Below are 21,065 nucleotides of genomic sequence, written 5' to 3'. Positions count from 1 at the left end.
AAATGCTAGCCCAATTGCCCAATCTGCTGACGATTTCCCGCATCCTGGCGGTTGTCCCGGTGGTCGTCTGCCTGTGGTTCGGTGGCGAGACATTGCGGTGGGTGGCGCTCGGCTTCTACGCCTTCGCCAGCATCACCGACTACCTGGACGGTTATCTCGCCCGGGCCATGCAGGTGCAGTCCGGGTTGGGCCGGCTGCTCGACCCGATCGCCGACAAGCTTCTGGTGGGGGCCTCGCTGCTGATCCTGGTGGCGCTGGACCATATCTCCGGGCTGACGGTGCTGGCAGCCCTGGTGATCCTGTTGCGGGAGATCCTGGTGTCGGGCTTGCGCGAATTCCTGGCGGAGCTGCGGGTCAGCATGCCGGTCAGCCGGCTCGCCAAGTGGAAGACGACGGTGCAGCTCCTGGCCATCGGCTTCCTGATCATCGGCGACGATTCGCCCGCGTGGATCGATTCCCGCCTGGTGGGCGAGATCGGATTGTGGATCGGGGCCGTGCTCACGCTCTATACCGGCTGGGACTACCTGCTGGCCGGCCTGCGCCAGGTCTCCGCCCAGGCGGATCGCGCGCCGGGGGAGTAGGGGCTCCCAATACCCCACCGATGATCTTCCTTCCGTCTCCCCGGCCTCGCGCCGGGGCCTAGAATAAGCGCAGCTGGAGCGCTGGCGCGTTCATCGAACCGTTCCGGCAAGCGGCGCCCTCGGTCCCGGCGCAGGGCCGGGAAGAGAGGCGAGGTGGAAGTGCACTGCTCCTTCCTCTTCTTTCACTTCCCGGATTCATTCCGGGGCAAGCGTTGAGGCTGGCGCGAGGCCTATCCAGGTCGCAGCGAGCTTGAGGGTGGGCCCCGGATTAAATCCGGGGAATGACCAGGTGGGGCAATCGAATGCTCCTCACCCGTCCTCGTGGAAATGGTCGTAGACCTTGCGGGCCACCGCCTTGCTGATCCCTTCCACCGCCTCCAGATCGCCGAGCCCGGCGCGGGAGACGCCGCGGGCGGAGCCGAAATGGTGCATCAGCGCCTTCTTGCGCTTGGCGCCGATGCCGGCGATCTCGTCCAGCGGGTTGGCGCCGATCGCCTTGGTTCGTTTGGCTCGGTGGGTTTCGATGGCGAAGCGGTGGGCCTCGTCGCGCAGCCGTTGCAGGAAGTAGAGCACAGGGTCGCGCCGCTCCATCAGGAACGGCTCGCGGCCGGGCATGAAGAACCGCTCGCGCCCGGCGTCGCGGTCCGGCCCCTTGGCGACGCCGACCACCGCCACGTCGTCGATGCCGAGTTCCGCGAAGACCTCGGTGGCCACGGTGAGCTGTCCCTGGCCGCCATCGACCAGGATCAGGTCGGGCCAAACGCCGGTGGTGCGGTCGGGATCCTCCTTCAGGGCCCGGCCGAACCGCCGGGTCAGCACCTGGCGCATCATCGCGTAGTCGTCGCCCGCCTCGACCTCGGCCAGGCCTTCCTGCGCCGTGCTCTCGCGGCCGGTGACATTGCGGATGTTGAACTTGCGATAGGCGCTCTTCATCAGCCCGTCGGGGCCGGCGACGATCATCGCGCCGACCGCGTTGGAGCCCTGAATGTGGGAGTTGTCGTAGACCTCGATCCGCTCCGGCGTGGTGTCCAGGCCGAAGGCGGCGGCGACCCCCTCCAGCAGCTTGCGCTGGGAGGCGCTCTCGGCCATGCGGCGGCCCAGGGCCTCGCGGGCGTTGGTCAGCGCGTGGTCCATCAGCTTGCGCCGGCCGCCGCGCTGCGGACGCGACAGCTCGACCTTGCGGTCCGCCCGGGTCGACAGCGCCTCGGCGATCAGGTCCTGCTCCGGAATGTCCTGGCTGATCAGCACCAGCCGGGGCGGCACCTTGTCGTCGTAGAACTGGCCGATGAAGGCGGCGAGCACGTCCTCCGGCTCGGTCTGCTTGTCATGGGCCGGGAAATAGGCGCGGTTGCCGAAGTTACTGCCCGCCCTGAAGAAGAACACCTGAATGCAGGTGTTGCCGCCTTCGCCGTACATGGCGATGACATCGGCCTCCTCCAGACCCTCCACGTTGATGTCCTGGTTCGCCTGCACGGCGGTGAGCGCGCGGATCCTGTTGCGGTAGATCGCGGCGGTCTCGAACTCCAGTTGCTCGGCCGCCTCCTGCATGCGGGCGGCGAACTCGCGCTGGATCTGGTTGCTCTGGCCGGTCAGGAAACGGGTCGCGTCCTCGACCTGGCGGGCGTATTCGGCCTCGCTCACATAGCCCACACAGGGGGCCGAGCAGCGCTTGATCTGGTACTGCAGGCAAGGGCGCTGGCGGTTGGAGAACATGCTGTCGGTGCAGTTGCGTAGCAGGAAGCCGCGCTGCAGGGCGGTGATCGTGCGGTTGACCGACCCGGCCGAGGCGAAGGGGCCGAAATACTGGCCCTTCCGCTTGCGCGCACCGCGATGCTTGGTGATCTGCGGGTAGGGGTGGTCGCCGGTCAGCAGGATGTGCGGGAACGACTTGTCGTCGCGGAGCAGCACGTTGAAGCGCGGTTTCAGGCGCTTGATCATGTTGCTCTCGAGCAGCAGCGCCTCCACCTCGGTGTGGGTGCGCACGATCTCCATGGACGCGGTCTCGCTGACCATGCGGAAGATCCGGTGCTCCAGCTTGGCGGCGTGGGTGTAATTCACCACCCGCTTCTTCAGGCTGCGTGCCTTGCCGACATAGAGGACGTCGCCGTTCTCATCGAGCATGCGGTACACACCGGGAGCATTTGGCAGCGTGCGTACCTGATTTCGGATGACGGAGACCCCGCGTTCGATATCCGGAACGGTCTTCCGGCCGCGCCGTGCCCGCTCGGTGCCCGAGGGGGGATCGCTAATATCGGGGTCTTCCAAGGACTTGGTCATGGACTCTTCAACGCGCTCTTCAAAGTGAATTCCAGGCCTGCCTGAACACGCACAACGTGCGGCTTCGTAATCCACTGTTCCTGTGGAAAACTGGGTGGAAAAGCCAGGAGGAGCCATCTGGAAACCGCAGACTCCGTGGCCCAACACCCGAATGCCTAAATTTTGGGCATCAAAATAACTCCTTGTATTTAAACGAATTTATTTGTCGTGCCCGGCCCTGCGTCATCTCTGTACGAAACTTCCATTACAGCTAGGTTACGCGCCTTCCCCGGACCAGTCCGTGTGAACAAGTGTCGGGGTGGACTTGGCCGCTATCGCAGTCCGTACAAGATCTTAACGAAAGGTATCTTGTCGGTTATTTCACGAAATCGAGTGGAAGATTAAACGATCGTCGGGACCGCCGCGCCACCTTTGTCCCGGGGGACGGTCGGATCAGTCGCGCGGCGTGTCCGGTCCGGGCGGCGCCCAGCCCAGATGCTGCCCGCCGTCGACGGCGATCATCTGGCCGGTGACCGACGGCGCCGCGGCCAGGAACACCACCGCCGCGGCGACCTCGTCCGGGCTGGCGCCGTGCTGCAGCGGTGTCGCCCGCGCCTGGCTGTCGAACCGGTCCTGGTCCTGGTGGACGCTCGGCAGGATCGGACCGGGGCCGACCCCGTTCACCCGGATCCTGGGCGCCAGTTCCAGGGCCAGGGTCCGCGTCGCCCCCCACAGCCCGACCTTCGACATCGTATAGGACAGGAAGTCCTCGTTCAGGTTCCAGACCCGCTGGTCGATGATGTTCACCACCGCCCCGTCATTGCCCTGCGGCAGGCGCGCGGCGAAGTCCTGCATCAGGACCAGCGGCGCCCACAGGTTCGGGTCGATGTGCCGGTCCCAGGACGCGCGCGTGGCCGTCGCCAGGCTGTCGCGCTCGAAGGTGGAGGCATTGTTGACCAGCAGCCCGACCGGGCCGAGTGCGGCCTCGCACCGTTCGATCAGGCTGCGGAGGTCGGTCTCGTCGGAAAGGTCGGCGCCGATCGCCTCGGCACGCACGCCCAGGGCCTGCAGCTCCCGGGCCGTCTCCTGTGCCGCATCGCCGGACGCGCCGTAATGAACGGCCACGTTCCAGCCGTCGCCCGCCAGAGCCAGGGCGATCGCCCGGCCAACCCGGCGCGCCGCCCCGGTCACCAGCGCTGTTTTCGGAACGGGCTGCGGGACGCGCTGTGCCATGGCGATACTCGACAGTAGCGGAACTCAGTAGGACGCGAAGTTCAAGGTGTCGACCGGGACGAACTGATTGGTAATGAATGCCACATAGGTGGCGAAGAAGACCAGCGCCCAGGGCCGGCTGAACGACGGCAGCTTGATCGCCATGGCGACGAACACGATGGTCACGCCAAGCATGAACCACAGGTCCAGGGACATCACCTCCGGCGGTATCGGCAGCGGGCTGACCAACGCAACCGTCCCTAGAATCCCCAGCGTATTAAAAATGTTCGACCCGATGATATTGCCCAGGGCCACGTCGCTGTGCCGGCGCAGCGCCGCGACCAGTGTCGTGGCCAGCTCCGGAAGCGACGTGCCGACGGCGACGACGGTGATGCCGATCACCGTCTCGGAAATGCCGGCCCGGTTCGCGACCTCCACGGCGCCGTCCACCAGCAGGCGGGCGCCGACCAGGACGCCGATCAGGCCGCCCACAGTATAAAGGACGCTGCGCCAGGTGCTGGTCGGCAGGGCGTCGAACTCCTCGACCTCCTTGGCGTGGACGCTGTCCGGGCGCCGACGCTCCTCGAAATAGCAGTAGAGGAGATAGGCGACGAGCAGCGCCAGCATCACCGCGCCGTGCCAGCGCTCGATGATGCCGTGGAGCCCGACGCCGACGAACAGGATCGTACCCAGCACCAGGGCAAGCCCGTCACGGCGCAGGGGCGCACCGCCGCAGACAAAGGGCGAGATCACGCCGACGGTGCCGATCATCAGCAGGATGTTGGCGATGTTGGAGCCGATGACGTTGCCGATGGCGATGCCGGGCGACCCGTTCATCGCCGCCTTGAGGCTGACGAAGAGCTCGGGCGCCGAGGTGCCGAAGGCAATGACTGTCAGGCCGATGACGTGGGGACTGATGTTCAGGCGCCGGGCAATGGCCACGGCACCGCGGATCATCGTTTCCGCGCCGACCAGAAGCAGGACCAGTCCGGCAAAAATCAACCCTGCCGATATCATGCCGCCCTCCAGGAACAATCGCCGGTCGAGTGCATTCGGACTTCTCTGTCTTGGCACGTCGGGGCGGTCTGGCGGGCTGGCGATCGGGTCATGTAAATCTGAGGGTTAGTGGCGGGATCGTGGCGCGCGTGACCCATAGGAATGGGGAGCGGCGACGAAATTTCAATGATTGTATACGCAGAGATTTCGTGGTGCCGGTAGCCCGTTCCGGAACGATTGTCTAGGATCGCTCCGCCGGTCGCCGGGACCGGCATTGTGCCGAGACCCATTTGGAGAAAAGTCGTTGGAAAGCCTGCTGGACGCCTTCGACACCATGCAGTCGAGCGGCCATGGCAGCCCGATTGGCGATGCTCTGATCTTTCTGGCGGCGGCGGTCCTATTCGCCCCGTTGCTGCGCCGCCTGAAGTTCAGTCTGGTTCTGGGATATCTCGCGGCCGGTGCGATGATCGGCCCGCACGGGCTGTCGATCATCGACGACGTCACCGAGACCCGCGAGCTGGCCGAGATCGGTGTCGTCTTCCTGCTTTTCACCATCGGCCTGGAGCTGTCCTTCGCCCGCCTGAAGGTCATGCGCCGCCTGGTCTTCGGGTTCGGCACCGCCCAGGTGGTGCTGACCGGCTTTCTGGTCGCCGTCATATCCCTGTTCATGGGCCAGACCTACGGGGCGGCGGTGACCATCGGCGCCGCCCTGGCCCTGTCCTCCACCGCCTTCGTGCTGCAGCTGATGAACGAGCGCGGCGAGCTGGCGACCCGTCACGGCCGCGCGGCGTTCTCCGCCCTGCTGTTCCAGGACCTCGCCGTGGTGCCGATCGTCATCGTCGTCCCGCTCCTGGGGCGCGAGATGGACGGCCTAACGATCCTTCTGGAACTGCTCAAGGTTACCGGCACCGCCTTCGTGGCTCTGGCGGTCATCGTCGTCGCGGGCCGCCAGCTCCTGCGGCCGCTGTATCATGTCATCGCGTCGGCCGGCGCGCCGGAGCTGTTCACCGCCATGACGCTGCTGGTGGTGCTCGGCATCGGCTGGGCGACCCAGCAGGTCGGGCTCTCCATGGCCCTGGGGGCGTTCCTTGCCGGCCTGCTGCTGTCGGAAAGCGAGTTCCGGCACCAGGTGGAGGCCGATATCGAGCCGTTCCGCGGGATCCTGCTCGGCCTGTTCTTCATGACCATCGGCATGTCGATCGACCTGGGCCTGGCGTTCCGCGAAGTGTTCACGGTGCTGGGCTATCTCGGCGGACTGGTCGCGCTGAAGTTCGTGGTGGTGCTGGGACTGGCGATGGCCTTCCGGATGCCCTTCGCGGTCAGCCTGCGCAGCGCGGCCCTGCTGGCCCAGGGCGGCGAGTTCGCCTTCGTCATTCTCGGCATCGCCGCCGCCTCTTCGGTGGTGGCCGACGATACCGTCAATCTCATGTTCCTGGTGGTCGCCATTTCGATGGCCGTCACCCCCGTCATCGTCTGGGCGATCGGCAAGGCGGCCGTGCTCTTCGAGAACCACGAGAACGCCCAGCTGTCGGCCGATTTCGACGGCGGCCATAAGATGCACGACCACGTGGTGATCGCCGGGTTCGGGCGGGTCGGCCACACCATCGCCCGCCTGCTCGACGCCAAGATGGTCCCCTATGTGGCCGTTGATACCGACGCCCAGAACGTACGCGACGGCCGGCGCGACGGGCACAGCGTCTATTACGGCGATGCCAGTCGGCCGGAGGTGCTGCACAAGCTCGGCGGCGAGAACGCGCGGGCGGTCGTCCTGACCATGTCCACGGGCGGTCATGCGGTCGAACGCACGGTACAGCATCTCGTCAGCCGCCTGCCCGACCTGCCGATCTTTGCCAGAGCCCGCGATCCGCTGCATGCCCGCCGGCTGGAAGAGCTCGGCGCCGCCGGCACCGTGGTGGAGACGATGGAGGCCAGCCTTCAGCTCGGCGGCGCGGTCCTGCGGCAGACCGGCACCGAATGGGGGGAGATCGAGGACCTCATCAAGAGCCTGCGCATGGTGGACGGCATCGGCCGCAAGATCGGCGAGCGCCCGGACGGCGACTCCGGGGCCGCGGCCCCGCCGGAGGATCCGCTGCTGGCGGCTGCCCTGTGGGCGGAGGAGGAAGAGGAGAAGGCGCGCAACCGCAAGCCCGACGCCTCCATGCCGGCGACCACGCCCGAGGTGGAGGCGTCCCAAAGTGCTCCCTCAAAGCAGGACGAGGCGATCGGCGACCCGCGGCTGACGGACGAGACGTCCGACGCCGACCGCTCCCGCGGCGCCGAGGCCGGGGACAGCGAAGCGACGGCAGCCCCGGTGCGTGACGACGCCGCAGAGAGACGCTCGCGGGATTGATCTTGGTCAAGGACCCGCCCACCTGACCCTCATAGCGTCACCGCATCACGACGCGAGAAGGGACACACCATGACAACGGATCTGCATCACGACATCGGCACGGAATTCCCGGAGCTGAAGGACAAGATCCACGTACTCAAGACCGAGAACGCGCATTTCGCAAAACTGTTCGACGCCTATCACGAGGTCGACCGCGAGGTCGCGCGCATCGAGGCGGAGGTCGCGCCGGCTTCCGACGCCTATGCCGAGGAGTGCAAGAAGAAGCGTCTGGCCCTGAAGGACGAGATCTTCTCCATGCTGAAGGCCGGCTGATCCCCGACGGCGGAAAGCGAGGGTCGGGAACCCGGCGACAGATCGCGCGTTCCCCAGAGCGTTCTCATAAAACAGGAACCCTGGGCGAATGCGCGTCCTGCTCATCATCTTGGGCGGCCTTGTGGTGGTCGTCACTGCCGCGCTCGCCACGGGAATGTGGTGGCTGACCACCGACGGCGGTCGCGACTGGGCCGCCGGTCAGGTGAGCGAGCGCGTCGGCCGCGACATCATCGTCGAAGACATGCGCATCGACTGGGGCTGGCGTCCTGAGGTCGAGGTGACCGGGCTGCGGCTCGCCAATGCCGACTGGGCCCGCGCCGACGACCTGATCCGGGCCGAGCGCGTTGCGTTCCAGATCCATCCCTGGCCGCTGCTGCGCGGCGACATCGTGCTCGACTACCTCACCCTGCAGGCTCCGCGGATCGATCTCGAGCGCAACGCCGAAGGCCGGGCGAACTGGAGCATCGGCGAGAACCCGTTTGCCGGGGCCGCGGCGGAGAGTGTCTCCCCGGAGGACCGCGACGATGCCCCGCGGATCGGCCGCCTGGAGATACGCGACGGGCGCCTGGCCTATCGCGATCCCGCACGCGGGATCGAGGTGGAAGGCACCGTGGCGACCGGCAGCGGCGAGATGGACGCCCCGGAACCGCTGGCCCTGAAGCTGGAGGGAACGCTGCAGGACCGGCCGCTCGCCATCGATTTCACCGGCGGTTCCATCCTGGAGCTGCGCGACGGCGACGAGCCCTATCCCGTCGAGCTGAAGATCCTCGCCGGCGGCACCGACTTCGCCATGACGGGCACCTTCGCCGATCCGATCGCCCTGGAAGGCGCCGATGTGGCGATCGATTTCAGCGGCCCGAACCTGGCCGACCTCTTCCTGCTGTTCGGCGTGCCGACCCCGCCGACCCCGCCCTACTCGCTGGCCGGCCGGGTCACCCGCGACGGTAAGGTCTGGCAGGTGACGAACCTGGACGGGCGAATCGGCGACAGCGAAATCGCCGGCTCCGCCACTCTCGACTATCGACCCGAGCGGCCGATGCTGACGGCCGATCTGGTGTCGCAGAAGCTGGATTTCGACGATCTGGGTCCCCTGGTCGGCGCCACGCCGGCCTATGGCGAGGGCGAGACGGCGTCGCCGGACCAGGAGCGCATCGGCCGCAGGCTCGTGGAGGAAGGCAAGCTGTTCCCGGACATTCCCATCGCCGTCGAGCGCCTGCGATTGATGGACATGAACGTCACCTTCGACGCGCCCAACGTGCTCTCCCGCACCGAGCTCGCCATCACCTCCCTGCAGGCGACGGTGACGCTCGATAACGGACGGGCGGTGGCGAATCCCTTCCGGATGGGCGTGGCCGATGGCGTGCTCTCCGGCGAGTTGGTGTTGAACGCCCGCGACGAGGTGCCGTCCGCCGACGCCGATGTGACCTTCCAGGACCTGGCGCTCGCGGCGTTCTTCGAGGACAGCAAGTATTTCGAGACCATGGGCGGCACCCTGTCCGGCGCGCTGTACATCATCGGCAGCGGACGGTCGCTGGCCGATATCATGGCGACGGCCGATGGCGACGGGGTGATCGAGGTGTCCAAGGGCGCCTTCAGCGGCCTGCTGATCGAGGCGGCCAGCGTCGATCTGGTGGAGACGCTGATCCTGTTCGTCGGCGACGACGCACGGGTTCCGATCCGCTGCGGCGCCGGACGGGCGGTGGTCAGGGACGGGGTGGCGCAGTTCGACCGGGTGGTGGTGGATACCGCCGACTCCGTGCTGTACGCCCGGGGCGGGGTGAATCTGCTGGACCAGACGGTGGATCTCTACATCACCGCCGACGCCAAGGATTTCAGCCTGATCGACCTGGAGGCGCCGGTCCGGGTCAGGGGCCCGCTCGGCAGTCCGGAGACCAGCATCGAGCCGGACAAGCCGGATCTGCCGTTCTTCGAGATGGGCGAGGCCCAGGACGTCGACTGCGGCGCCCTGCGCCAGCAGGTGATGCAGGGCGAGTGATGGAGCGCGGGTAATAGAACTCGGCTGAGGGCTCTCAGCGCCCCCGACGCTTCCGCGTCTTGCCCTTGCCGCCGCTGCCCTTCTCCGGCGGGCGGCCGCTGGGCGGCTGGATGGCGATCTTCAGGCGCACCACGCCGCCGCGGGGCAGGGGCTTGCCGTCGGTGGTCACGCCCAGTTCCGCCGCTTCGAGGCGCTTGAGTTCGTCGCGGATGCGGGCCGCCTCCTCGAATTCCAGGTCCGCGGCGGCCGCCTTCATGCGGACCTCCAGCTCCTCGATGATCTGGCGGATCGGCTTGTCGATCAGCTCGCCTTCGCCGGTACCGGTGTCGACCGACACGTGGTCGCCGCGCTCGTAGACGCTCTGCAGGATGTCGCCGATGTTCTTCTTCACGCTTTCCGGCGTGATGCCATGCTCGGTGTTGTATTCGATCTGGCGCTGCCGCCGGCGCTCGGTCTCGCTCAGCGCGTATTCCAGGCTGGCGGTGATGGTGTCGGCGTAGAGCAGCACCCGGCCGTCCACGTTCCGCGCCGCCCGGCCGATGGTCTGCACCAGGGACGTCTTGGAGCGCAGGTACCCCTCCTTGTCGGCGTCGAGGATGCAGACCAGGGCGCATTCCGGGATATCCAACCCCTCGCGCAGCAGGTTGATGCCGATCAGCACGTCGAAGATGCCGAGCCGCAGGTCGCGGATGATCTCGATGCGCTCCAGCGTGTCCACGTCGGAGTGGATGTAGCGCACCTTGATGCCGGCCTCGTTCATGTACTCGGTCAGCGCCTCGGCCATCTTCTTGGTCAGGACGGTGATCAGCACCCGGTGGCCGCGAGCGGCGGCGTCCTGGCATTCGGCGATGCAGTCGTCGACCTGGCTCTTGGTCGGGCGGATCTCGCAGACCGGATCGATCAGGCCGGTCGGCCGCACGAGCTGCTCGGTGAACACGCCGCCGGTCCGCTCCAGCTCCCACGGGCCGGGGGTGGCCGAGACGAACACCGTCTGCGGCCGCATGTCCTCCCACTCCTCGAACTTGAGCGGGCGGTTGTCCATGCAGGACGGCAGGCGGAAGCCGTATTCCGACAGGGTGTACTTGCGGGCGTAGTCGCCCTTGAACATGCCGCCGATCTGCGGAACCGTCACATGGCTCTCGTCGACGATCAGCATGGCGTTTTCGGGCAGGTATTCGAACAGGGTCGGCGGCGGCTCGCCCGGATTGCGGCCGGAGAGATAGCGCGAGTAGTTCTCGATCCCGGCGCAGGAGCCGGTCGCCTCGATCATCTCCATGTCGAAAGTGGTGCGCTGCTCCAGCCGCTGGGCCTCCAGCAGCTTGCCGGCCCGGTTCAACTCGTCGAGCCGCACCTTCAACTCCTGCTTGATCAGGCGCACCGCCTGCTGCAGCGTCGGCTTCGGCGTCACGTAGTGCGAGTTGGCGAAGACGCGCACCTGATCGAGGGCCGAGGTCTTCTCGCCTGTCAGCGGGTCGAATTCCTGGATCGCCTCCAGCTCGTCGCCGAACAGGGACAGCCGCCAGGCGCGGTCCTCCAGGTGGGCCGGGAAGATCTCCAGGCTGTCGCCGCGCACCCGGAAGGTGCCGCGGTGGAAGCTGGCGTCGTTGCGCTTGTACTGGAGCTCGACCAGCCGGCGCATGGTGGCCGTGCGGTCGACCCGCTCGCCGACCTTCAGCTTCAGGATCATGTTGCCGTAGGTCTCGACCGCGCCGATGCCGTAGATGCAGGACACCGAGGCGACGATGATCACGTCCTCGCGCTCCAGCAGGGCGCGGGTGGCGGCGTGGCGCATCCGGTCGATCTGCTCGTTCACCGAGGATTCCTTCTCCACGAAGGTGTCGGTGCGCGGCACATAGGCTTCCGGCTGGTAGTAGTCGTAATAGGAGACGAAATACTCCACCGCGTTATGCGGGAAGAAGCTCTTCATCTCGCCGTAGAGCTGGGCGGCCAGCGTCTTGTTCGGCGCCAGTATCAGCGCCGGGCGCTTCACCTCCTGGATGACGTGGGCCATGGTGAAGGTCTTGCCCGAGCCGGTCACCCCGAGCAGGATCTGATCCAGCTCCTCGGCATGGATGCCCTTGATCAGTTCCTGTATCGCCTGGGGCTGGTCGCCGGCCGGCGTGTACTCGGACACCACCTGAAACGGCACCCCGGCGTCCTGGGCGGCGACATCGGCCTTGATCTCGGCGGTGATCGCCCGGTTCGTGGCCGTCACCTCCTGACGCATGCCGCGGAGATGCTCAAGCTGGGCTTCGATCAGGTCAGTGCTCATGGGGGGAAGATAGGGCCGGGGGTACGAAAAGGGAACACCTTTGCGGCCTGTCTAAGGGCGGATCAGATCGGCAGCCGGATCACCGCCCTGAGTCCTCCGAGCGGCGAGTCCTCCAGGGTCAGGTCGCCGCCGTGGCTGCGCACGATGTCGCGGCTGATGGTCAGACCCAGGCCGGTGCCGCCGGTCTCCTGGTTGCGCGAGGGCTCCAGGCGCTTGAACGGTTGGAACGCCTCCTCGCGCCGGTCCTCCGGAATGCCGGTGCCGTCGTCGTCGACGGTGATCTCGACGATCTCGCCGGCGCGCACCACCGCCACGTTGACCCGTGAGCCGTAGCGTGCCGCGTTCTGGATCAGGTTGGCCACCGCCCGGCGCAGGGCGTCGTGGCGGGCCGGCAGCACCGCCGCGCCGTCGTCCGGCTGCTCGTAGACGATGCGGGTGCCGCCGCGCCGCTCGTTGGCGATCAGGTCGTTCACCAGAATGCCGACATCGATCTCGACCGGCACCTCCGCCCCCTCGCCGCGGGCGAAGGCGAGGTAGCCCTCGACCATGCGCTCCATCTCGGTCACGTCCGCCTTCAACTCGGCGATGTCCTCGTTGTCGCCGAGCATGGCCAGTTCCAGCTTCATGCGGGTGAGCGGCGTGCGCAGGTCGTGGCTCACGCCGGCCAGCATCTCGGTGCGCTGCGAAAGCTGCCGGTTGATGCGGTCGCGCATCTGCAGGAAGGCGGCCGAGGCCTGCCGCACCTCGGTCGCGCCCTCGGGCTTGAAGCCGGTGACGTCCCGGCCGAGGCCGAAGGCCCGGGCGGCGATCGACAGCCGGCGGATCGGGCGGATCTGGTTGCGCATGAAGACGATGGCGATGGCGAACAGCACCAGCGACGAGCCGATCATCCACAGCATGAAGACGTAGGTGGTCGAGGTGAACAGCCGCTTCTTGTGGGCGAGGACCTGAAGGACGCCGGAGGGGAGCTGCACCAGGATCTCGATGCGCCTGTCGATCAGGTCCGTGTTCATGATGTAGGGGCGGTGGACCTTGGTCTCCATCGCGTCCTTCATCGCCTCCTGGGTCTGGTCGAAGACCGAGTAGCTCGGCTGGTTCGGCAGGATCGCTTCGGGCTGCCAATGCAGCTCGATGTCGAAATGCCGGTCGGCGCGTTCCGACAGTTCCGCCACCCATTCCTGGCTGATCGGCGGCCTCAGTTCCTCGATCAGGAAGGCGATGTCGCCGGCCAGGCTGTGCACCAGACGCCGGGTCATGATCTCCCAGTGGCGCTCGTAGAAGACGTAGGTCGAGATGACCTGCATCAGCACAAGCGGGGTGACGATGATCAGCAGCGCCCGGCCGAACAGCGTCTTCGGCAGGTAGCGCTTCAGCCGCTTCTTCGCCGAACCGGGCGGGTCGGCGGCGCGTGGCCGGCTCAGCGAGGCCTCGTCGGTCCGTGCGCCGGGAAGGGAGGGGCCGTCTCGGGTGATCTCCGCCATGGGACAGATGCTCCGGGCCTGGGCGTTGTCACTCGACGTGACACCTGGGCGTTGTCACTCGGCCCGATAGTAGCAGGTCTGCGACCGTCTCGCGCGTGCGACGAATGTGATCAGGGGTCGACCCGGAGCCGTCATGTGCAGTGGCGGGCGGTCAGCCGAAGTTCTGACCGCCGTCCACGGCCACGGTCTGACCGGTGACCCAGCCCGCCGCGTCGGAGACCAGGAAGGCGGCGACCCGGGCGACCTCGTCCGGGGTGCCCATGCGGCCGAACGGGATCTTGTCGCGGGTGGCGAAATACTTGCTCGGGTCGTTGTAGCGCCGCCACTCCCAGCTTCCGCCGGGGAACTCGATCGAGCCCGGGGCGATGCAGTTCACCCGGATGCGCTGCGGGGCATAGTGCAGGGCATGGGACTGGGTGAGCTGGATCACCGCCGCCTTCACCGCGCCATAGGGGATCGACCCGCTCGGGCCGATGCCGGAAATGGACGAGATGTTCAGCACGCTGCCGCCGGTCTTCTCCGGATGCGGGGCGGCGGCCCAGGTGGCGCGCACCACGCCCATCAGGTCGACATCGATGCCCTTCTTCCAGCCGTCCTCGTTGTCGGTTGCGCCGAAGCCGGAGGGGTTGTTGACCAGCGCATAGAGACCACCCAGGGCCCCGGCCGCCGCGTCGACATAGGCGGCAAGCGCCTCGGCGTCGCCGACGTCGCAGATGGCGCCGTGGGCTCCTTCCCCTAGCTCGGCCAGGGCGGCATCCAGCGACTCCCGGCTGCGGCCGCAGATCGAGACCGTCGCCCCTTCCGCCAGGCAGGCCCTGGCGATGGCGAGGCCGATACCCCGTGTGCCGCCGGTCACGATGACGCCCTTGCCCGCAAGTCCGAGATCCATATCCGTCTCCTGAAAACGATGAGCGGTGACTTTAGGTGCGGTGCAAGGCAGCGCCAAGACACCCAATGCCCCTCCGCGCGATCGGCCGCAGGTCGGCGAAGAGCCGGTCTTGCCGAAACCGCCGCCCCCTGCTTCGATAGCGTTCCAACCGCTTGCCGAGAACCGACGATGACCGATTCACGCGCTGCCTCCTCCGGTGCCACTGCCGGGGTGGCGTTGCCCTATCGACTGCGCCTCCCGGGGCCGACCGCAGTGCCCGAGCGCGTGCTGAAGGCGGCGTCGCGGCCGATGGTCGCCCATCGCGGGCCCGAGTTCCTGGACCGGTTCCAGGCGATCCAGCGCCGGCTGCAGCCGATCCTGGGACGCAGCGGCGTGCCGCCCTTCCTCTTCGCCTCCACCGGCATCGGCGCTATGGAATCCGCCATGGTCAACGTCGTCGGGCCGGGCGCCAGGGTGCTGATCACCACCAACGGCCAATGGGGCCCGGTGTTCCGCCGGCTCGCCGAGGCGATCGGCGCCGAGGTCGACGAGGTCGTGTCCGACCGGGGCGCGCCGATCGACCTGGACGGCGTGCGTCGGGCGCTGAACGACAAGCGCTACGACGCCGTCTTCACCGTGCACAGCGAGAGCTCCACCGGCGCGCTGACCGACCTGAAGGCGCTGGGCGCCATCGTCGCGGAGAGCGAGGCCGTCTTGGCCTGCGACAGTGTCAGCGGCCTGGGCGGGGCCGAGATGCGGGCCGACGAGTGGGGCGTGGACGTGGTCGTCTCGGCCTCGCAGAAGGCGCTGATGTGCCCGCCGGGCCTCGGCATCGCCAGCATCAGCGAGAAGGCCTGGGATCTCATCAACCGCGACGACCGGGGGCCGCGCAGCTATTTCGACTACCGCCGCTTCCGGCCCATGGCGGAGAAGGGGGAGCCGACCTACACCGCCCCCGTCGCCATGCTGAATGCCCTGGACGAGGCGCTGACCATGATCGGCGAGGAGGGGATCGAGGCGGCGATCGCCCGGCACGCACGGCTGAACGCCGCGCTGACGGCGGGGCTGGAGGCCCTGGGCTTTTCCGTGTTCCCCACCGGCACGCCGAGCCCGACCCTGGTGGTGGCCAAGACCCCGGAAGGTCTGTCGGCGCCGGCGCTGATCGAGCGGCTGTCCGACGGCTACAACGCCATGATCGCCGGCACCCGCTTCGAGGACCTGAAGGACCGGCTGGTGCGCATCGGGACGATGGGATACGTCACCGACGGCGAAATCCTGACCGATATCCACCAGATCTCCCAGGCGATGACCGATCTCGGCCGCAATGCCGACGAGGGCGGCGCGATGGCTGCAACCGCCGCCAAGCTGTCGGCCTGACCCGTCGGCGCCCGTGCGGTGGATTTTTCGCCGGACGTGAACATTTTGATGCCGCTGTGATATAGGCATCGAAACGGTCAAAGCGCGGGTGATTAATGGACGAATTCGAGAAGATCCTGGATCGCAATCGCCAGTGGGCGGATCGCATCAAGGCGGCCAATCCCGACTATTTCGCCAAGCTGTCGCTGCAGCAGGCGCCGGACATCCTGTGGATCGGCTGCGCCGACAGCCGCGTCCCGGCCAACCAGATCCTGGACCTGCCGCCGGGCGAGGTCTTCGTTCACCGCAACATCGCCAACGTCGTGGTGCCGTCGGACCTGAACTGCCTCTCCGTCCTGCAGTTCGCCGTCGAGGTCCTGGGCGTCAGCCATATCCTGGTTTGCGGCCATTACGGCTGCGGCGGCGTGCGGGCGGCGATGGCCGAGGACGACAACGGCCTGATCGACAACTGGCTGAACCACATCCGGCTCGTCCACCGCCTGCATGCGCGCGACCTGCCCGAGGACATGCTGCAGGAGGAGGCGCTCGACCGCCTCTGCGAACTCAATGTCGTCGAGCAGGTGGACAATGTCTGCCGCACCACCATCGTCCGCGATGCCTGGGCGAAGGGCAGCAAGCTGCAGGTGCACGGGGTCGTCTACAGCCTGAAGGATGGCATTCTGAACGAGCTTTGCCTGCGCCAGTCGTGACCGGAACGGGCGTGATCCCGAGACCCGGAAAGGATTTGTTAACCAGTTAAGCGCTAGTCTGAGCGGAAGAGTGAAGACGCATGCCGGCAGATGGGTTGGGGGCCCGTCGGTATTGTGAACCAGGGGGATGCATGTACGGCTTGCAGCTTGAGGCGTCGTCGCCGGACCTTACCGAAGGTTGGGCACGGGCCGCATATGGGCGGGTGTCCGCCGATACACTCGACCCGGACAACCCGGTTCGGCAGTTCGACCGCTATTACCGGTCCTTGGCCGGGGGCGGGCTGCCGCGCTGGGATCAGTTCGACATCTGCGCCGTCCCCTCGCATGTCGTGGCCCATATCGCCCTGGGCCAGCCGGCCTACGAAGCCGACGATGCGCCGACGCCCGACCATTTCGTCTACACGCTGCAAGGTGGTGCGGTGCGGGCCCTGCTGGGCACCTCGGTGATCGGCCAGAAGGTCGGTCACGTCCTGCAGTACAACATCACCTACACCCTGCGCGCCGAGATTGCGGAGGCGGTGGACAGCGGACGCGCCATCCTGTCCCGCTCTGACATCGCCAAGGGGGATTGGCCCGCGATTCAGATCACCCGCGGGCTGTTCCTGTTCTCCGGGGTCGAACGGCCGATCGGAAAACTCGTGCTGGTGCTGAACAAGCGGTACACCGCCGACTCAGCGCCCTGACGCGCTATCCCCGCAGCTCGGCGATCCGGGCGAGTACGGCGGCGTTCGAGCGGATGCCGTTGTGGAAGCACACCAGCTCGAACTTCTCGTTCGGCGAGTGCACCCGGTCGTCGGCCAGCCCGAAGCCGAGCAGGATCGACTCGATCCCAAGATACCGCTTGATCGAACCGACCGCCGGGATCGAGCCGCCGGAGCCGATCAGGTAGGCGTCGCGCTCGAACACGTCCTTCAGCCCGGCCTGAGCCGCCTGCAGGAACGGGGAATCGGTCGGCACGCGGATCGCCGGCGCCTCGCCCAGCTCGACGAAGGAGGCGGTGTATTCCTCCGGCAGCCGGTCGGTGATGAATTTCTTCAGGTTGTTGAGCACGGCACGCGGATCCTGGTCCGGGACCAGGCGGCAGGAGATCTTCACCATGGCCTCGCGGGCGATCACGGTCTTCGCCCCGTCGCCCACATAGCCGCCGAGGATGCCGTTCACATCGCAGGTGGGGCGGCCCCACTGCCGCTCCAGCGCGCCGACCCCGGCCTCGCCGCCGGCCGTCTTAAGTCCGACCTCGCCGAGGAACCCGGCCTCGTCGAAGCCCAGCGCCTCCCACTGGGCGCGCTCGTTCTCGCCGACCGGAATGACGTCGTCGTAGAAATGCGGGATCTGGATCCGGCCCTTCTCGTCGTGCAGTTCGCCGACGATGCGGCCGATCAGGTTCAGCGGGTTGACCATGGTGCCGCCGAACAGGCCGGAATGCAGGTCGCGGTCCGGTCCCTTGATCGTCGCCTGCAGATAGGCGAGGCCGCGCAGGCTGTAGGTGATCGCCGGCTGGGCGACATCCCACATGCCGGTGTCGCAGACGATGCAGGCATCGGCCTTCAGCTCGTCGGCATTGGCCTTGATGAAGGCGTCGAGCGACGGGCTGCCGGTCTCCTCTTCGCCTTCGAGCAGCACGGTGATGCGGCAGGGCAGGGTGCCGTGCACGGCGATCCAGGCGCGGAACGCCTCGATCCAGGTCATGACCTGTCCCTTGTCGTCCACCGCGCCGCGGGCGACGATCCGCTTGCCGCGCTCGGCATCGACCAGCACCGGATCGAACGGACCGGACTCCCAGAGATCCAGCGGATCGGCCGGCTGCACGTCGTAATGGCCGTAATACAGGATATGCGGCGCGTCGCCGCCCGGACCGGCGTGATGGGCGACCACCATCGGATGACCCTTGGTCTCGCGCACCGAGGCCTCGAAGCCGAGCCCGCTCAGGGTGTCGGCCATCCACTGGGCACCGCGTTGCACTTCGGCGGCGAAGGCCGGATCGGTCGACACGCTGGGGATCCGCAGAACGTCGAACAGCCGCTCCACCGACGCGTCCAGGTTGGCATCCACATGCTCCAGAACCTTCGCGGTCGGCAGGGCGGTCATGTCGCGGTCTCCAGATGGGTTTGCTTGACCGCGGCCAGGAAGGCGCGGATCCGTTCGGGGCTCTTCACGCCGGGCTTGTCCTCCACACCGGACGACGTGTCGACGCCGGGCGCGCCGGTCAGGCGGATGGCTTCGGCCACGTTGTCGGCCGTCAGGCCGCCGGACAGCATCCAGGGCATGTCGATCTTGAGGCCGTCCAGCAGGGTCCAGTCGAAGGTCAGGCCGTTGCCGCCGGGCAACGCACCCTTCATGTCCTTCGGCGCCTTGGCATCGAACAGCAGGTGATCGGCCGCCCCGAAAAAGGCCTCGGCCTCGCGGATATCCTCCTTCGTGGCGACCCTCAGCGCCTTCATCACCGGCAGGCCGGTGCGCGCCTTCAGTTCGGCCACCCGTGCCGGGTCCTCCTTGCCGTGAACCTGGATCATGTCGATCACACCGGTCGCCGTGATCGCGTCGATTTCCGCATCCGTGGCGTCGACGACGATGGCGACCCGGGTGACGCCGGTCACTTCCTCCCCCAGCGCCTGGGCCAGATCGGGCGTCACCGCGCGGCGGCTGCGCGCGTAGAACATGAAGCCGATCATGTCGGCCCCGGCATCGACGGCGGCGTCGACGACGGTAAGCGTGTTCAGGCCGCAGATCTTCACCAGCGGCTGGGTCGTTTTGCGGGAACGGGTCACAACAGGCTCTCGGCGATCGCTTTGGCGGCGGCGGCGGGGTCGGCGGCCTGGGTGATCGGCCTGCCGATGACGATATAGTCGGCCCCGGCGGCGACCGCATCGGCGGGGGTCATCTTTCGCTTCTGGTCGTCCTCGGCCGCGTCGGCCGGCCGGATGCCGGGCACCACCAGCGTGAAGTCCTCGCCGCAGGCGGCATGCAGCGCCGCGATCTCGTGCGGCGAGCAGACCACCCCGTCGCAGCCTGCCGCCTTGGCCAGCAGGGCGAGGCGCTTGACCTGGTCGCCGGACGGCGTGGCCTGGCCGACCGCGTCGAGATCGCTGTCGTCGATGCTGGTCAGCACGGTGACGGCGATCATCAGCGGCGGTTCGATGCCGATCTTCTCCGCCGCCTCTTTGTTGGCGGCGACGGCGGCCCGCATCATCGCCGGTCCGCCCGACGCGTGGATGTTGATGATCCTCGGCCGGCAGGTGGTGACGGCGGAGCGGATCGCGCCCGCCACCGTGTTCGGGATGTCGTGATATTTCAGGTCGAGGAACAGCGGCGTGTCCCCGGCGATCTCGCGCACGCCCTCGGGGCCATTGGCGTTATGGAACTCCATGCCCAGTTTGATGCCGCCCACATGCGCGCGCACCCTGGCGGCGAGCGCCCGGGCCGTCGCCATGTCGGGGGTGTCGATGGCGACCAGGATTCTCTCGTGGGGCTGCATCAGCTCGCTCGTTTGTCGACCAGGGCGGGACGCTTCGGCGAAGCGGGCACCTGAGCCCGGATCTCCTCCTCGCGAATCCGCATCACCGCCAGCTCGCGCTCCAGATCCTCGGCGCGTTTCTCGGCCCGGTTCGCCCGCATCTTGTGGCCGAGCTCCCCGCTCCAGGCGATCACCGCGCCCAGGATGAAGCCGGCGACGACCGCCAGCAGGAAGATCAGCGACAGCGGCGCGTCCAGCGCTCCCGGCAGCGGCCAGAGCTCCATCGACACCGGCTTCCAGTTCGACACGGCGAACAGCACGACCACGACGGTGATCGGAAGCTTGATGCAGAAGGAGATCAGGGCAGTTGCCCAGTTGCGATGCCCCATGGCGTACCTCGACGGTTACGGTGGCCACAATCTAGCGACGCTGCGCCGTTAGGACAACGCTACAGGGGGACGCAGGTTTCCAAATCGGGACGGTCGAGTGCTGGGGGAAGATCCTAAGACAAGTATGGGATGACGAAGATTAAGAGTTCCAAGGAGTCGTCAAGGTGCGCGCCAGGGGCCGCTGTCCCGGAAAAACGCGTAGGCAAACATGAACCCCAGAATTGATGCCGTCGAGAATATCCAGAGTCCCTGGGAATTGCCCGCCCGCAGACAGGCGATGGCGATCGCCCCTGAAGCGCTTGCCGCGAGGAAGCTCGCGACCATGGCGCGCTTGCGTGTCCGCAAGGCCCAACGGATCAGATCAGCGACGTAGCTGTTCATTCGAGCCTTCATGTATGGGTCGATATCGGCTCAAGGATGTTCGACATCGCGCCGTGGTGACCGGCACCATTCCAACGCTTCCTCTAGCCTAATCGCTTCTCGTACTCGTCGCGATACCGGCGGCGGTTCGACGCTCGCGCAAAGCAAGCCGCCATCAGGGCGACGGACATGGTCACAATTCCGGCAATGGAGCCGAATATCCAGGCTGCCCGAGCGTTGTCGGCTGCCCAACAGGCGTAGGCAAGCCACCAGAACATCGCTGCGAATAGGATGTTGAGGGCCAGCATGACCAACGGCCATCGCATCAAGTGCGTCATGCCCAAGCGGGCCATGATTTGAGCTTGCGCCTGTCCCGGACGGATTAGGCCGCTGCCCTGCATGTCGGCCAGGACCGAACGCCACAGGCGTTCGCGCTGTCGATCGATCTTCGCCACGCGTCACCGCTCCCAAA

19 protein-coding genes are annotated in these 21,065 nt (G+C 67.1%); 7 read left to right on the top strand and 12 right to left on the bottom strand.

The window, feature by feature from the left end; translation table 11 throughout:
* The first annotated feature begins 2 nt into the window (after positions 1-2).
* On the top strand, positions 3-581 hold the full coding sequence (gene pgsA, locus BLS34_RS04505; RefSeq protein WP_028793801.1) for a CDP-diacylglycerol--glycerol-3-phosphate 3-phosphatidyltransferase: 579 nt from the start codon (positions 3-5) through the stop codon (positions 579-581).
* A 309-nt stretch (positions 582-890) separates the two neighbouring features.
* Here pgsA and uvrC read toward each other — a convergent pair whose 3' ends face one another.
* The 3 genes from uvrC to BLS34_RS04490 all read right to left on the bottom strand — a co-directional run bounded on the left by uvrC (position 891) and on the right by BLS34_RS04490 (position 5,066).
* Positions 891-2,858: an excinuclease ABC subunit UvrC gene (gene uvrC, locus BLS34_RS04500; RefSeq protein ID WP_093148453.1), complete on the bottom strand. Its 1,968-nt coding sequence runs from the start codon at positions 2,856-2,858 to the stop codon at positions 891-893.
* A gap of 432 nt (positions 2,859-3,290) precedes the next feature.
* Positions 3,291-4,070, bottom strand: a complete 780-nt coding sequence (locus BLS34_RS04495; RefSeq protein WP_093148452.1) for an SDR family oxidoreductase — start codon at positions 4,068-4,070, stop codon at positions 3,291-3,293.
* Between the two features lie 24 nt (positions 4,071-4,094).
* Positions 4,095-5,066 (bottom strand): calcium/sodium antiporter, encoded by a 972-nt coding sequence (locus BLS34_RS04490; protein ID WP_028793804.1) that lies wholly within the window; start codon positions 5,064-5,066, stop codon positions 4,095-4,097.
* A 283-nt stretch (positions 5,067-5,349) separates the two neighbouring features.
* On the opposite strand from BLS34_RS04490, the gene BLS34_RS04485 reads away from it, so the two are divergent.
* The 3 genes from BLS34_RS04485 to BLS34_RS04475 all read left to right on the top strand — a co-directional run bounded on the left by BLS34_RS04485 (position 5,350) and on the right by BLS34_RS04475 (position 9,703).
* Entirely contained in the window at positions 5,350-7,395 is a 2,046-nt protein-coding gene (locus tag BLS34_RS04485) for a monovalent cation:proton antiporter-2 (CPA2) family protein (protein WP_093148449.1), read from the top strand.
* Positions 7,396-7,464: 69 nt separating this feature from the next.
* Positions 7,465-7,707, top strand: coding sequence for an HP1242/YdcH family protein (locus BLS34_RS04480; RefSeq protein WP_028793805.1), 243 nt, complete (start codon positions 7,465-7,467; stop codon positions 7,705-7,707).
* A gap of 88 nt (positions 7,708-7,795) precedes the next feature.
* Complete coding sequence (locus BLS34_RS04475; RefSeq protein WP_093148448.1) at positions 7,796-9,703, top strand: AsmA family protein; 1,908 nt, start codon at positions 7,796-7,798, stop codon at positions 9,701-9,703.
* A gap of 34 nt (positions 9,704-9,737) precedes the next feature.
* Here the strand turns inward: BLS34_RS04475 and uvrB are convergent, their stop codons facing one another.
* The 3 genes from uvrB to BLS34_RS04460 all read right to left on the bottom strand — a co-directional run bounded on the left by uvrB (position 9,738) and on the right by BLS34_RS04460 (position 14,345).
* Positions 9,738-11,930: an excinuclease ABC subunit UvrB gene (uvrB, locus tag BLS34_RS04470; protein WP_028793807.1), complete on the bottom strand. Its 2,193-nt coding sequence runs from the start codon at positions 11,928-11,930 to the stop codon at positions 9,738-9,740.
* Between the two features lie 107 nt (positions 11,931-12,037).
* Positions 12,038-13,456 carry an ATP-binding protein gene (locus BLS34_RS04465; RefSeq protein WP_084618760.1) on the bottom strand — a complete coding sequence of 473 codons (1,419 nt, stop codon included), beginning with the start codon at positions 13,454-13,456 and terminating at the stop codon, positions 12,038-12,040.
* Between the two features lie 151 nt (positions 13,457-13,607).
* The gene (locus tag BLS34_RS04460) at positions 13,608-14,345 is read right to left on the bottom strand and encodes an SDR family NAD(P)-dependent oxidoreductase (RefSeq protein ID WP_093148445.1); all 738 of its coding nucleotides are present in this window, start codon (positions 14,343-14,345) and stop codon (positions 13,608-13,610) included.
* 168 nt (positions 14,346-14,513) lie between these two features.
* On the opposite strand from BLS34_RS04460, the gene BLS34_RS04455 reads away from it, so the two are divergent.
* The 3 genes from BLS34_RS04455 (at position 14,514) to BLS34_RS04445 (ending at position 17,073) form a co-directional block, all read left to right on the top strand.
* The gene (locus tag BLS34_RS04455) at positions 14,514-15,701 is read left to right on the top strand and encodes a pyridoxal-phosphate-dependent aminotransferase family protein (protein ID WP_175474090.1); all 1,188 of its coding nucleotides are present in this window, start codon (positions 14,514-14,516) and stop codon (positions 15,699-15,701) included.
* Positions 15,702-15,796: 95 nt separating this feature from the next.
* Entirely contained in the window at positions 15,797-16,390 is a 594-nt protein-coding gene (locus BLS34_RS04450; RefSeq protein WP_028793810.1) for a carbonic anhydrase, read from the top strand.
* A 203-nt stretch (positions 16,391-16,593) separates the two neighbouring features.
* Positions 16,594-17,073, top strand: coding sequence for a hypothetical protein (locus BLS34_RS04445; RefSeq protein ID WP_093148441.1), 480 nt, complete (start codon positions 16,594-16,596; stop codon positions 17,071-17,073).
* 4 nt (positions 17,074-17,077) lie between these two features.
* On the opposite strand, the gene BLS34_RS04440 is transcribed toward BLS34_RS04445, so the two are convergent.
* From BLS34_RS04440 to BLS34_RS04415, 6 genes are all read right to left on the bottom strand, one after another.
* Complete coding sequence (locus BLS34_RS04440; RefSeq protein ID WP_093148439.1) at positions 17,078-18,478, bottom strand: dipeptidase; 1,401 nt, start codon at positions 18,476-18,478, stop codon at positions 17,078-17,080.
* On the bottom strand, positions 18,475-19,158 hold the full coding sequence (locus BLS34_RS04435; RefSeq protein ID WP_028793813.1) for a phosphoribosylanthranilate isomerase: 684 nt from the start codon (positions 19,156-19,158) through the stop codon (positions 18,475-18,477). Before BLS34_RS04435 ends, BLS34_RS04440 begins: the two co-directional genes overlap by 4 nt.
* Positions 19,155-19,865: an orotidine-5'-phosphate decarboxylase gene (gene pyrF, locus BLS34_RS04430; RefSeq protein WP_093148437.1), complete on the bottom strand. Its 711-nt coding sequence runs from the start codon at positions 19,863-19,865 to the stop codon at positions 19,155-19,157. The genes BLS34_RS04435 and pyrF overlap by 4 nt, the downstream gene beginning before the upstream one ends.
* Positions 19,865-20,233: a LapA family protein gene (locus tag BLS34_RS04425; protein WP_051244330.1), complete on the bottom strand. Its 369-nt coding sequence runs from the start codon at positions 20,231-20,233 to the stop codon at positions 19,865-19,867. The genes pyrF and BLS34_RS04425 overlap by 1 nt, the downstream gene beginning before the upstream one ends.
* A gap of 159 nt (positions 20,234-20,392) precedes the next feature.
* The gene (locus tag BLS34_RS04420; protein WP_093148435.1) at positions 20,393-20,614 is read right to left on the bottom strand and encodes a hypothetical protein; all 222 of its coding nucleotides are present in this window, start codon (positions 20,612-20,614) and stop codon (positions 20,393-20,395) included.
* An 83-nt stretch (positions 20,615-20,697) separates the two neighbouring features.
* A complete protein-coding gene (locus BLS34_RS04415; RefSeq protein ID WP_093148433.1) occupies positions 20,698-21,048 on the bottom strand; it encodes a hypothetical protein in 351 nt (116 codons plus the stop codon).
* Positions 21,049-21,065: the final 17 nt, after the last annotated feature.

This window comes from Thalassobaculum litoreum DSM 18839 (genome assembly GCF_900102465.1).
Taxonomy (GTDB): Bacteria; Pseudomonadota; Alphaproteobacteria; order Thalassobaculales; family Thalassobaculaceae; genus Thalassobaculum; species Thalassobaculum litoreum.
The sequence above is the reverse complement of the archived record's forward strand: the minus strand, read 5'-3'. Positions and strand labels throughout refer to the sequence as shown.